The organism is Hwanghaeella sp. (assembly GCF_965227365.1).
Lineage (GTDB): Bacteria > Pseudomonadota > Alphaproteobacteria > UBA8366 > Aestuariispiraceae > Hwanghaeella.
The window spans coordinates 4,189,889-4,203,468 of sequence record NZ_OZ245754.1; the positions used below are offsets into that span (position 1 = coordinate 4,189,889).

At 61.1% G+C, this 13,580-nt stretch carries 10 protein-coding genes; 3 read left to right on the plus strand and 7 right to left on the minus strand.

Annotated elements, in window-relative coordinates:
* Window positions 1-86: 86 nt before the first annotated feature.
* The 5 genes from ACQK2G_RS19185 to ACQK2G_RS19205 are packed head-to-tail and all read right to left on the minus strand — an operon-like array spanning window position 87 to window position 7,440.
* Entirely contained in the window at window positions 87-1,466 is a 1,380-nt protein-coding gene (locus ACQK2G_RS19185) for an aminotransferase (protein WP_425406647.1), read from the minus strand.
* Window positions 1,467-1,483: 17 nt separating this feature from the next.
* Entirely contained in the window at window positions 1,484-3,064 is a 1,581-nt protein-coding gene (locus ACQK2G_RS19190; protein ID WP_425406648.1) for a trimethylamine methyltransferase family protein, read from the minus strand.
* Window position 3,065: 1 nt separating this feature from the next.
* Window positions 3,066-4,271: an aminomethyltransferase family protein gene (locus ACQK2G_RS19195; RefSeq protein WP_425406649.1), complete on the minus strand. Its 1,206-nt coding sequence runs from the start codon at window positions 4,269-4,271 to the stop codon at window positions 3,066-3,068.
* Window positions 4,268-5,830, minus strand: a complete 1,563-nt coding sequence (locus tag ACQK2G_RS19200) for a phytoene desaturase family protein (RefSeq protein ID WP_425406650.1) — start codon at window positions 5,828-5,830, stop codon at window positions 4,268-4,270. Before ACQK2G_RS19200 ends, ACQK2G_RS19195 begins: the two co-directional genes overlap by 4 nt.
* On the minus strand, window positions 5,827-7,440 hold the full coding sequence (locus ACQK2G_RS19205; protein WP_425406651.1) for a phytoene desaturase family protein: 1,614 nt from the start codon (window positions 7,438-7,440) through the stop codon (window positions 5,827-5,829). The genes ACQK2G_RS19200 and ACQK2G_RS19205 overlap by 4 nt, the downstream gene beginning before the upstream one ends.
* 255 nt (window positions 7,441-7,695) lie before the next feature.
* Here ACQK2G_RS19205 and ACQK2G_RS19210 point away from each other — a divergent pair, with 255 nt between their 5' ends.
* Window positions 7,696-8,373, plus strand: coding sequence for a TetR/AcrR family transcriptional regulator (locus ACQK2G_RS19210; protein ID WP_425406652.1), 678 nt, complete (start codon window positions 7,696-7,698; stop codon window positions 8,371-8,373).
* Between the two features lie 38 nt (window positions 8,374-8,411).
* Window positions 8,412-10,403, plus strand: a complete 1,992-nt coding sequence (locus ACQK2G_RS19215) for an FAD-dependent oxidoreductase (protein ID WP_425406653.1) — start codon at window positions 8,412-8,414, stop codon at window positions 10,401-10,403.
* Window positions 10,404-10,448: 45 nt separating this feature from the next.
* Here ACQK2G_RS19215 and ACQK2G_RS19220 read toward each other — a convergent pair whose 3' ends face one another.
* The gene (locus tag ACQK2G_RS19220) at window positions 10,449-11,282 is read right to left on the minus strand and encodes a shikimate dehydrogenase family protein (protein WP_425406654.1); all 834 of its coding nucleotides are present in this window, start codon (window positions 11,280-11,282) and stop codon (window positions 10,449-10,451) included.
* 136 nt (window positions 11,283-11,418) lie between these two features.
* On the opposite strand from ACQK2G_RS19220, the gene ACQK2G_RS19225 reads away from it, so the two are divergent.
* Entirely contained in the window at window positions 11,419-13,314 is a 1,896-nt protein-coding gene (locus ACQK2G_RS19225; RefSeq protein ID WP_425406655.1) for a bifunctional sugar phosphate isomerase/epimerase/4-hydroxyphenylpyruvate dioxygenase family protein, read from the plus strand.
* A gap of 13 nt (window positions 13,315-13,327) precedes the next feature.
* On the opposite strand, the gene ACQK2G_RS19230 is transcribed toward ACQK2G_RS19225, so the two are convergent.
* Complete coding sequence (locus tag ACQK2G_RS19230; RefSeq protein WP_425406656.1) at window positions 13,328-13,573, minus strand: MoaD/ThiS family protein; 246 nt, start codon at window positions 13,571-13,573, stop codon at window positions 13,328-13,330.
* Window positions 13,574-13,580: the final 7 nt, after the last annotated feature.

The following is a 13,580-nucleotide window of genomic DNA, read 5'->3' on the forward strand; positions in this document are numbered from 1 at the left end:
TCTCCTGTTCGGTTGTTTTTTATGTGGTTTTATTGACGCCCAAAACGGGCCTTTGCACAAGGGGTTCGTTGCACTGCAGTAGCGCCTTATGCCTCTCCTGTTTCCTTCGCCAGAATATCGATGGCCTTGGCCAGGATGTCGAACATATCGTCGATCTGCGCGCGGGTGATGATCAGGGGCGGCGAGAAGACGCACATGTTCAAAAGCGGCCGGACGATCAGGCCGAGTTCCTCGCATTTTTCGTCGATTCGGCTGCCGAATTTCTGGTCGAGCGCGAGCCGGCTTTCGTCCCCCGCAGTCAACCGCCCCTCCACGCATCCGACCAGACCGACGCCCCGTGTATCCGCGACAATCGGCGAGGCCCGCAAGGCGTTGAGCCGTTCCAGGAAATACGGCGACACGTCGCGGACATGCTGCAGGATGTTCTCCCGTTCCATGATCTCGATGTTCTTCAGCGCAGCGGCGCAGGAAACCGGGTGTCCCGAATAGGTGTAGCCGTTGGAGAACATCACGCCTTCCTGCCCTTCGCCGGTAATCGGCTCCAGGATTCGGTCCGAGATCAGGCAGGCGCCGAGCGGCAGATAGCCCGACGTCAGGCCCTTCGCGCAGGTAATCATATCCGGGACGATGCCGTAGACGTCCTCGGAGGCAAACCAGTGCCCGAGCCGGCCGAAACCGGTGACGACCTCGTCCGAGATGTACAGCACATCGTGCGCCCGGCAGACTTCCAGGCATTTCTTATGATAGCCCGGCGGCGGGATGATCACCCCACCCGACGCCAGGATCGGTTCGGCGATGAAGGCGCCGACATTGTCCGGCCCCAACGCCTTGATCGCGTTTTCCAGATCCGTGACCTTCATGTCGCACCACGCTTCCAGATCCATCCCATCGGGGCGCAGATTCGGATTCACGTCCGGCAACAGATGGGTCAGGTCGTTGTCGACGTCGAACCAGCTCTTGCTGCGTTCCTTGCCGGTCACCGAGGCCGCGAGATAGGTCGAACCGTGATACGCTTTTTCGCGCGAAATGACGATTTTCTTATCAGGTCGACCGAGCCGGTTGTTGTAGAAATGCACGAAGCGTAGCGCGGTATCCACCGCGGTCGATCCGCCGGTCGTGAAGAAAACGGTGTTCAGATCACCCGGCGCCAGTTCCGTCAATTTCTTCGCCAACAGGGCGGACGGCTCGCTCGCCGTGTTCCAGGGCGAATGATAGGAAAGCTGCATCACCTGCTCGGCGATGGCATCGGCGATTTCCTGCCGCCCATAACCGATTTGCGTGCACCACATGCCGCCCGGTCCGTCGATCAGTTTCTTTCCGTCCTGATCGTATATATAGATCCCTTCCGCCCGGGCCGAGATGGTCCGGTCCGCGCCGTCCGCGTCCCACATCGCCTCCCAGGGATGCATGTAGTGCTTGTTGTCGTATTCGCGGATCACTGCCGCGGAATTGCTCAAGCCTGTCATCACGCCTCCTTACACCTCTACGCGTCTTCTCCGCGCATCATCTGCGGATCGATCCGTATCGGGAACCGTTCCCGAATGCGTCGGTTCAGCGCCGGATCGATATGATCCGGGAAATGGGTCGCCAGCAGCGCGTCGGCCTTTTCCGCAGCGCGCTCCAGCATGTCCGTGGGTTCATCCGCCGCCCAAACCTGGGTCGAGCGCCGATCCGCGAGATCCGGATAGTGGTATTCCGTTTCCATCGCCGCCAGCGTTTCCGCCGCGCCGAGATAGTGGCCGGCCCCCAGGGCGGCGGCCTTGATCCCCTCTAATCCCAGCGTTTCGTCGCTCACCTCGACGCCGCGCAGGATGCGCTGCGCCATGCCCAGCATGTCGTTGTCGATTACCAGGGCCTCGAAGGAACAGCCCATCAGGCTGCCCAGCATGCCCGCCGATTCGAGAACCCGGTTGGCGCCGGCCAGCCCCGCGACCACGGCGGATATCCCCTTTTCATAGCCCGCCTGGGCATCCGGCAGCTTCGAGTCCGACATCGACGCCGCGACGGTCGTCGGTAAATCGTAGAACCGGCCGATCTGGGCGGCGGCGGCCGATGCCACCGCAACCTCGCCCGACCCGCCGGAAAAAGACCCGGTCCGCAGATCGACCGCGAAGGGCCAATTGGCGAAGGACATCGGACAACCCGGCCGGATCAGGTTCACGATACAAAGACAGGCCAGCCCTTCCGCCGTCACCTGCGCCAGGGTGCCCGCCAGACGCGCCGGCGCGGTGGCGCCCGCCTGCGGCGCGATCGCAATATCGTTGATCATGCCCCGGCGCGACGTCTCGACCAGGACGTCCAGATTGTCATGCGCGAACCGTAGCGGCGAGACGATCGGGCAGCCCCCGAACGAGACGAAGGGGCGTTCGGCGAATTTTCCCTCACCGCCGGCCACCATATCGAACAGCTCAATCGCCGGCCCGATATGCTCGGCGCTGTTGAAGGCCATCTCACAGGGCTTTTCCGTCCCCGCCATCAGAGCATAGGCAACATTGATATCGTGCTCGAACAAATCTTCCAGATCGGTCGGCACGACGGTTTGGCCGAACTGATGGATGTTATCCAGGCTGTCGACCACACGGGCGAAGTCGTACAGGTCGCGGATCGTCGAAGGTCTGAAGGCACGGGATTGCAGATCCAGGACAGAAACCGCTTCGCCCGAGGTCGCGAAATTGACCGATTTGCCGCCGACCAGGATATCGTCGAACCGCGGGTTGCGACTGAAGACCGTATAGGACCGCGCCGCCTTCGCGATGACATCCTCGACCAGCGCGCGGGGAAAGAGCAAACGGCCGTTCTCGTCCAAGGAGCATCCGCCCTCGCAGGCCAGGGCGGCGACCTGGGGCGTCGGGTCCGCAATCCCCACCTCCTCCAGGATGGTGAGCGCCGCGTCGTGAATTTTGGAGAGGTCGCGATCGCCCAACGGTTTGTAGGCGCCGCCGCTCAACCCTGCCCAAACCGCCTTGGGCCGGCCTTCCGTCGCTGCCCGCATCGCCTTGCGGGCGGACCGGCCGCCATTGCGGCGCCGGGCGGAAGCAGTGCTGCGCGGGTGGCCGACCGTCATCTCAAAACCGTCCCGGCGGCGTCGCGGTACGCCGATCATTCTTGAAGAAAGGCCGCTCGGCGATCTTGGCCCTTGCCATGACCTTCTCCCATTTCCCTTCCTTCGGGTGATAGATCTCGACCCAAAGATCGTCGGTTATCGACACGCCATAGGGCGCGCGCAGTTCCGCGAGGGCCAGATTGCGTTTACAGGTCGGCGACCACAGTGCCGACGTGATATGCCCGGCTTCCTTCTTCTTGCCGTGATACACGAAAGCGTCCTGGGCGGGCTTGTGCCCCTCGATTTCCAATCCGACCAGCATCGTCCGGGGGCCGCGCCGTTTCGCTTCGAGCAAGGCGCGACGGCCGTTGAAGTGTCCCTTGTTGAAATCGACCAGCCAATCCAAGCCGAGCTCGAACGGCGTGCGGCCACGGGTCGGGCGCTGAGCATCGTGGATCGGCTGAAAATCAACGCGTGCCGCGATGAAACCCGCCTCGATCCTGGCCATATTCAAGGCGTCGCCGCCGATCGGCCGCAATCCGTAATTCCGGCCCGCGGGCCAGAGCCGCTCCCAAAGCTCGTCCGCCTTCTCGGCATCGACCCAGAGTTCATAACCGAGGTCTCCGGTAAACCCGGTACGGGACAGTTTCAGGCCCGGCGACAGTTCCACCACGTCGAACGGTTTCAGCTTGTCGATGCCCGAGAAACCCGCCGCCTGCAGAACCGAGAAACTGGTCGGCCCCTGCAGGGCAAGCCCGGCAATGGATTCGCTTTGATCCTCGATAGAAACGTCGAACCCCCAGGCAATGTCATGCAGCCAGGTATATTGCGGTTCCTGACAGCAGAGCTGGAAAGAGGTTTCGGAAAACCGGAACAGAGTGCCGTCATCGATGACCGAGCCGTCCTCGTCGCACCAAACGGAATAGCCGACACGGTTGTCGCGCATCTTCGCGGCGTTGCGCGTCAGCAACCGGTTCACGACCTTCAGCGCGTCCTTGCCGGTGATGGCGTATTTATGCATCGGCGAAATGTCGAACAGGGTCGCCTGATTCCTGATGGCGAAATACTCGACTTCCACCGTCTCAAAGCGCCGGGCCGACACGAACCCGGCCCAGGGGACCCAATCCTCCGCAATGCTGAAAGGACGCAGGTGACGATCGAAAGGCGTTTCAACAAGCCCGCGGCGCACCGGCAAACCGTCGCGCAAGTTCGGCCAATGACCGGTCATGCCGCAGCCCTCCCCATTTTAGCCTGCAAGGAAGCCTTCGCCGCGTTGCAGCCGGGAATTCCCGTGACGTCACCGCCCGGATGGGTCGACGCACCGCAGAGATAGAGACCCTCGACCGGCAAAGCGTAACGTTCGATTCCGGGGGCGGGCCGCAGCATCAGCATCTGGTCGGCGATCATCTCGCCATGATGCCAATGCCCGCCGGGCGCACCGGTTTCGGCTTCGATATCCACAGGCGACAGGACCTGACGGGCGATGACGGAGGCTTTCAACCCCGGCGCGAACTGATCCAGACAATCCACCACGATATCCGCTAATGCGTCCCGACTTTCGGCCGTCCAACCCGTTTTCAAGGCATAAGGGACATACTGAACGACAATGGACATTACATGCCCTTCCCCGTCGACGAGGCCGGGGTCGGAAAGGCTGGGAATCGTCGCTTCAAAAACCGGGCTTGTCGGAAGCTCACCGTACTTCGCCCGATTGAAGGCCTTTTCCAAATCCGCGAGAGACGGGGCGTGGACGAGCCGGCCGCGATGGAGTTCGTCGGACAAACCCGCAAAGACCGGCGCAGCGGCCAGCGCCAGATTGACTTTCGCCGTACATCCCTTGGCGCGGATGTTCCGAGCCCGGCGGATCATTTCCGCATCGAAGTGCTCAACACCGGCAAGCACCATGGTCGTCCGGGGATCCAGACTGGAAAGAACCTTCGCTCCCGAAATTTCAGTTCCATCGGCAAGAACGACACCAACGGTCCGGTCTTCCTCGACAAGCATCCTGTCGACAGCAGCGCCGTAACGGATTTCCGCCCCAGCCGCTTTGGCCGACGCCTCGAAGGCGCACATCACCGCCCCCATGCCGCCGCGCGGCAGATGCTTTGCCCCGCCATTGGCCAGACGGTACATCAGGGTCAACACCGTCCCCGGTGACCGGGGCCCGATATGACCGCCCAGGACGGAATCAAGCGCGAAGGCGCCGGCCAAGGGCCCGTCTTCCACTTCATCCAGGATCGTATCGTAGGAATTCGACAACAGGACGCGAAGGAATTCGCGCGTATCCTCCTTGCCCATCCGGCGAATGCCGAGGGCGAGCTTTCCGAGAGCGAGCGCTTCCCGCAAATCGATGCTGCTGAGACCGGGCGGCGGCCGGCGTTTCAGTTCCGCGAGTTTCCCCGCGAACCGGACGAGACGCGCGCGCAGGGCGAGGAATTCCTGTTCCCCAACCAGCGGCGTGCCGTCCGAGTGCCGCACACCTTTCGACTCCAAGACGACATGCTTTCCCTCCGGGCAAAGCGACACCGTCGGCAAGTCGGTCTCCGCAAGAGAAAACCCATGTCCGTCCAATCCGAGGGTCGCAATTTCGGCCCCATCCAGGTTGGACAGCAGATGCGCCATGGCAGGGCATTCAAAGCCCGGCGCGATCGTCGTATTGGCGGCCATGCCACCCGGCATGGTGTTCTTTTCCAGCACCACGACCTTCCTGCCGGCGCCGGCCAAGGTCGCCGCGGCAGCCAGGCCGTTATGCCCGGCCCCGATTACGATGGCATCGTATTGCGTCATGCCGCCCTCCCGTACCCTTGGCGGCCCAAATCGCTCAATACTTCGCGCGCGGCATTTGCACCCGGCGCCGCCATCACGCCGCCACCAGGATGGGCGGAGGAACCGCACAGATAGAGCCCCCGGATCGGGGAGCGGTAGTCCGCGTAGCCCGGGACCGGCCTGTTGAAGAGAAGCTGATCAAAGGTGAGCTCGCCCTGGAAGATGTTGCCCTCGGTCAGACCCACTTCACGTTCGATATCCCAGGGGGTGCGCACTTCCTTGTGCAGAATCAGATCCTTGAAATCGGGGCTGTAGCGGGAAATCTTGTCGATCACCGTATTGGCGAAGGCTTCGCGGTTCGGGCCGTCCCAGGATTCGCCATTGGCCAGCTCGTAGGGGGCATACTGAATGAACAGGGTCATCATATGCTTGCCCGGCGGCGTCATCGTCGGATCCACATGGGTCGGGATCAGCATGTCGAAATAGGGGTCTTCCGACCAACGCCCTTCCTTCCAAGCGTCATAGGCCCGTTCCAATTCATCCAACGACTCGGAAGCATGGAGGTCGCCGCGCAGGAAGGAGGCGTTTTCCGGAACCGAATTGAAAGTCGGTGCACCGTCCAGGGCGACGTTGATCTTGCCGGACGAGCCCCGGATTTTGAACCGCTTCACGGCCTTCACGAAATCGCCCGGCAGTTCGCCGTCTTCAACATGGTTCAAGAAGGTGCGCCGCACATCCATGTTCGAGATGACGGTATCGGCCGTGTACGTGTCGCCATTGTCGAGCACGACGCCCTGCACCCTGCCGTTCTTTATCAGGAAACGGTCCAGGCCGCTGCCGGCCTTGATCGTACCGCCGGAGGCCTCGAACGCTTTTCCCAGTGCCTTGGAAACACCGCCCATGCCGCCGCGGGTAAAACCCCAGGCCCCGATACTGCCGTCGACCTCGCCCATATAGTGGTGCAACAGCACATAAGCAGTACCGGGCGAGTAGACGCCAAGCCCTGTTCCGATAATGCCGGAGCCGGCGAGGTGCGCCTTGATCACATCGCTCTCGAAGAATTCCTCCAGGAACTCACCGACCGACATGGTGTAAAAGCGCAACGTATCAGCCATGTCGCGCGGCCCCAGATCGTGGAACCGTTTGCCGAGATACAGCAGCTCCTGAATATCCTTGGGCCGGAAACGGACAGGGTCGGGCGGCGTGCGCAGCAGCAACGGCTTGATGAAGCGGCATTGCTTGGTGACGAATTTGGAATAGCGGTCGTAAGCGTCGACATCCTTCTTCGAATGCCGCGCGATTTCCCGACGAAGGGCGTCATGGTCGGAGTAGTAGGCGAAATGATCGCCGTTGGACATGAAGGTGGCCCCGCTTTCATAGGGGATCACCTGCAAGCCATGACGCGCGAGGTCCAGGTCCCGAACCACTTCGGGTCTTAGAAGGCTGCATACATAGGAACAGTTCGAATAGGTCCAGCCGGAATACAGTTCCCGGCTGACCGCGGCCCCCCCGATATAGTCGTTCCGCTCAACGATCAGCACCTTCAAGCCGCTCTTGGCCAGATAGCACCCCGTTGTCAGACCGTTATGGCCTGCCCCCACAACGATTGCGTCGTACCGTTCCGTTTTCATTGCGCCAACCAAACCCGAAGAAAAGCAAACCCAACTCGACGCAAACCGATCAAGCCATTCCACCGGAACGCACCCGCAAACACCCCGCAGGTGTTTCTCGGCGACGTTGGGCCCCGACCCTCGCGTCACCAATCAGGCTATTCGAAGCAAAATCCTTCGTCCATATTTTTTAAATAGTTAGTTAAATTAATACTCGACAGATGCGCGGAACGGCGTTACCCCGTATCCTCAGGTTCGGTTTGGGGAATTTTCCGAATGACGGAACAGACGAACAAGAAACCTATCGGACGGCCCAAGGGCGAACAGGTCGAGAACGCCGCGCGTCGGCGCAAACAGCTTGTCGAAGCCGCCATCGATTCGATCGTCGAATTGGGAATGTCCGCCACGACGCTCGCCACGGTCGCCAAGGCGGCGGGCCTGTCGCAAGGCGTCGCGGTCTTTTACTTCAAGACCAAGGAAAACCTGCTCGTCGAAACTTTGAAGCATCACTATGCGGAATATGATGCGTTCTGGAAAAAAGCGATCGACGATGCCGGCAGCGACCCGATCGACCGGCTGACCGCCCTGGTCTTCGCGGATATCGACAGTGATCTGTGCACGGCACGGAACCTTGCATTGTGGAACTCATACTGGGGGGAAGCCGCCGCGCGCCCCCGATTCGCCGCGATCTGCGATGACCACGACCGCACACGCTATGAAGTGCTCACCCAGTTGTGCCGGGAAGTCTCTCATCTGATTACCGGCAATATCTGGACGCCGGTCTCCGTGGCGGACGCCTTGGACAGCATGACGGACGGGATGTGGATTCGCCTGCACATCACACCGGACTTCATGGACCGCCGACAAGGCCGGCGCATCCTGGCCAGCTTCATGGCAACCGTCTTCCCCACCGAAGCTGCACGGATTCTGCGCCGCGCCGAGTCTTACGAATAGATCCTGACTTTCCAGAAAATACCCAATGGGCGGTGACAATGCGCGACCCACGCTATGATGTTTTGTTCGAACCGATCCAAATCGGCCCGGTAACGGCAAAGAACCGCTTTTATCAGGTGCCGCATTGCACCGGCATGGGCTGGCAGCGGCCCGACATGCTGGCGGCGATGCGGGGGATCAAAGCGGAAGGCGGCTGGGGGGTGGTCTGCACCGAATACTGTTCCGTGCACCCGACCTCCGACGACAGTTACTACCCTTATGCCCGCCTGTGGGACGAAAACGACATTCGCGACAATGCAAAAATGACCGAAGCGGTGCACGCGCATGGCGGCCTTGCCGGCGCGGAGTTGTGGATCGGCGGGAATTACATCGCGAATATGAGCACAAGGCTGCCGCCGTTGGGCCTCGTCAGCCGGCCGCCGACCAATCCCGATATCTATCATCCGGTGCAGAGCCGCCGCATGGACAAGGCAGACATCAAAGATGTCCTGACCTGGCAGGCCGATGCGGCGCGGCGGGCGATCCAGGCCGATTTCGATATCGTCTACGTCTATGCGACTCATGACTATCTGCTGTCCGAGTTTCTCAACCCCGTCACCAATCCGCGCGGCGACGAATACGGCGGAAGTCTCGAGAACAGAGTCCGCATTGTCCGCGAATTGATCGACGTGACGCGGGACGCAATCGGCGACAAGGCAGCTTTGGCCTGTCGGTTCTCCGTCGATCTGGCGGACAGCGAAAGTTATGACGTATTCGGTTGGCTGGCCGACCTGCCCGACCTCTGGGACCTGGTGGTGCCGGACTACGGGATCGAGATGGGAGCCTCCCGCTTCGTGAAGGAAGCCGCGCTGCAGGACAGCGTCGCCAAGGCGAAATCCCTGACCTCAAAACCGGTCGCCGCGGTCGGGCGATTCACCTCGCCGGACACGATGGCACGGGTTGTCCGCGACGGCACGCAGGACATTATCGGCGCGGCGCGCCCGTCCATCGCGGACCCGTTTCTTCCGAAGAAAATAGAAGAAGGCCGCATCGAAGACATTCGCGAATGCATCGGCTGCAATATCTGTTATGCCCACAACTCGTTGGGCGTGCCCCTGCGCTGCACGCAGAACCCGACGATGGGCGAGGAATTCCGAAAGGGCTGGCATCCGGAACGATTGCCGCAAGCCGCAAAGGCGGAAAAGGTTCTGGTCGTGGGGGCCGGACCGGCGGGGCTCGAAGCGGCTCGGGTCCTGGGCGAACGCGGCTTCGACGTCATGCTGACGGAAGCGACCCGCGATCTGGGCGGGCGCGTAACCCGCGAAAGCCGGTTGCCGGGTCTTTCGGAATGGGCACGCGTGCGCGACTGGCGTATCGGCCAGATCGAGAAACTGCAGAATGTCGAGATCTTCCGGGAAAGCCGGATGGGATTGAACGATATTCTGGCCGTCGGCGCCGATCATGTCTTTCTGGCAACGGGCGCCAGCTGGACGACGGACGGTATCGGCCGACGCCGTTACACCGAATTCGCGATTGGCGAAGGGGCAAAGGTCATCAGCGCAGACACGGTTCTGTCGGGCGAAGAAACGCCGTCGGGCCATGTCGTACTGTTCGACGACGATCACTATTATCTGGGCCCGGTCCTGGCCCTGAGCCTGGCCGGCCGGGGCAACAAGGTCACCCTTGTGACGCCGTCGGGCCGCGCCGGAGCCTGGACGCGCTATACAAACGAGGAATATGCGACCGCCGCCGCCCTGATCGACGCGGGGGTCGTGATCGTCACCAATCGCAGCGTGGAACGGGTCGAGGCGGGATCGGTCGTCACCTCCTGCATCTTCAGCGGCAGGGAAACGACGATCGAGGCGGATTGGTTGCTGCCCCTGACACGGCGCGAACCGACGGATGATCTTTACCGACCCTTGCGCGACGCGATGGAGGAACGGCGCGACGGCACCCCGGCGGGCCTGCATCGAATCGGCGATTGCGATGCGCCGGGCATGATCGCCGCGGCGGTCTATTCTGGCTACAAAGCCGCCATAGAACTCAGCTGACCCCAGTACTCAGCTGACCCCGGTACTCAGCTGATCCCGGCCGGATCAGTATTCTATGGTCGCCAGCCGCCGCAGCTCATCGGGCGTCGTCTTTGGATATCCGAAAAACTCCAGATAGGCCGGGATCTGTTCGAACAGCATGTCGGTACCGATCTGGGTAACGCAGCCGCGGGCCTTGGCGGCGGCCAGGAACGCTGTTTCCTCACGTTTCATCACCACTTCGCCGACAAAGGATGAGGACGAAATCCGATCCGTATCCATCGGCATCGGGTCTCCCTCCTTCATGCCCAACGGCGTGGCATTGACGACGATGTCCCATCCGTCCGGATCGTTCGATCCGACGGTGACGGAAAGGCCGCTGTAATGCGTGATTAGGCTTTCCGCGAGTTTCTCCGCGGATGCCGGATTGACGTCGAACAGCCCGATCCGCGTCGCCCCTTCCTTTGCGAGTGATGCCGCAATCGCCGAGCCGACACCGCCGCTGCCGACGACGAGGGCCGACGCGCCGGCGATCGCCCGTCCTTTACGAAGCACGCCGCGAACGAAGCCTTCACCATCGAACATGTCGCCAATCAATCTACCTTCCGAATCACGCCGCACGGCGTTGCAGGAATTGCAGACCTTTACCGTAGTGCTTACCTCGTCCAACAGCCCCACGGTCGTCACTTTATGCGGCATGGTGACCAGGGCACCCGCGATATTCCGCAGGCGGAACACAAGACGTAGGAAGTCCGGATAATTCTCTGCCTCACATCCCATCGGCACGACGACGGCATCGATTCCCTTGGCATCGAACCAGGGGTTATAAATCATCGGCGCCTTGAAGGTCTCTGTCGGCACGCCGAGATGAGCGAGAATTTGGGTCCGGCCGGTTATCATTTGCTTCCCTGACTAGTGTGGTTCTTTGTTGTCCCTGTTTTCGCGATGCCGCAGCATCGCGCGCAGCATCGTTGCAAATGGTTCTCAGCCGGGCAATGCTCATGCGCAACGAAGTGGGCGCCGACAGGGACAGAAAATGAAAACAGCGATCGCAACCGTCTCCATTGCCGGCGATTTGAGCGAAAAATTGGCGGCCATCGCCGAGGCCGGTTTCGACGGGATCGAAATTTTCGAGAACGATTTCCTGACCTTCGATGCATCTCCGCGCGAGGTGGGCGAGATGGCTCGGGGCTATGGGTTGGAAATTTCCCTGTTCCAGCCCTTCCGCGATTTTGAGGGGATGCCGGAACCCCAACGCTCCCGGGCCTTCGAGCGTGCAAAACGCAAATTCGACCTGATGAACGAAATGGGGACGGATCTGGTATTGGTCTGTTCCAATGTGTCGCCCCTGTCGCTGGGCGGGATCGATCGCGCCGCCGCCGATTTCCGGGAGTTGGGAGACTTGGCCGCGGAACATGACATCCGCGTCGGCTACGAAGCACTGGCTTGGGGCCGTCACATTTCGGACCATCGCGATGCCTGGGAAGTTGTCCGCCGCGCGGACCATCCGAATATCGGCCTGATCCTGGATTCCTTCCACACCCTGTCGAAAGGCATCGACCCGGACAGCATCCGGTCCATTCCGGGCGACAGGATATTCTTCATCCAACTTGCCGACGCGCCGAAAATAGACATGGACCTGCTTTATTGGTCCAGGCACTACCGCAATATGCCGGGCGAAGGCGACCTGGACGTCACCGGTTTCATGCGCGCCGTGGCGGCGACCGGTTACGACGGTGTGATTTCTCTCGAGATCTTCAACGATCAGTTCCGAGGCGGCTCGCCCAAGGCCATCTCGATCGATGGGCACCGGTCGCTGGTCTATTTGATGGATCAGGTTCGCAGGGTCGAGCCGGACATCAAGATCCAGGTCGACGACATGCCCGACCGCATCCCCGTCGGCGGGATCGAATTCGTCGAGTTTGCGGCGAACAAGGCGGAAGCCGACTCGCTTGGGACCTTGCTGCGCACGCTGGGATTCGTTCGGACAGGACGCCATGTCTCCAAGAACGTGGACCTTTGGCGGCAGGGCGACATCAATATCGTGATCAACACGGAACGAACCGGTTTCGCCCATTCCTCCTACATCGTCCACGGCACGACGGTCTGCGATATCGGCCTGCGTGTCGAAGATGCCCAAGCGACCATAGAACGGGCGGAAGCCCTGGGCGCGACCCTGTTTTCGCAGGAGGTCAAACCGGGTGAATTGGACATTCCGGCAATCCGCGGCGTCGGCGGCGGCGTGATGCATTTCATCGACGGCAAGAGCGACCTGGCACGCGTCTGGGATATCGAATTCCGCGCGATCGAAGAGGATGGCGGAAAACCGCTCGATGCCGGCCTGACCCGCATCGACCATATCGCCCAGACCATGAACCTGGAGGAGATGCTGACCTGGATGCTCTTCTATACGAGCATTTTCGAAACCCATAAGACGCCCATGGTCGATGTGGTCGATCCCGCCGGCCTGGTTCGCAGCCAGGCGGTCGAAAACCAGGACGGCAGCTTGCGCCTGACGCTGAACGGGGCGGAGAACCGGCGGACACTCGCCGGCCATTTCATCTTCGAGAGCTTCGGTTCGGCGGTTCAGCACATGGCTTTCGAGACGACGGATATTTTTGCCGCGGCGGAAGCCCTGCGGCGCAACGGCTTTTCCGCGATCACCATCTCACCGAACTATTACGACGACCTGGACGCCCGTTTCGGGTTGGAAGACGACATGCTCGACGCGTTGAAATCGAACAGCATCTTGTACGACCGGGACGGCGACGGGGAATATTTTCAGATCTACAGCCCGATCTATCGGGAAGGGTTCTTTTTCGAAATCATCGAACGGCGCGGCGGGTACAACGGATACGGAGCCGCCAACGCGCAATTCCGGATTGCCGCCCAGAAACGCCATCTACGGCGCAGCGACATCCCAAAACGCTAAACCCGTTGAGACGTCAACCGCCGACAATCCGGCGCAGCAGGACCACCTCGCTATCCGGTTCGATCGGCTGGAACCAACTGTCGTTGTATATCCGACCGTCTATCGAGACCGAGACCCCGCGGTCCAGTTGCGGACGGATCGCCGGATATTTCTCCGACAATCCGTCCAGCAATTCCTTCAAAGTCCTGGCCTCGATCTCGACTTCCGCCTTGCCATCGGTAGCCGATGTCAGCGACCCCCAGATCTTCACCATGACCATGATTGGC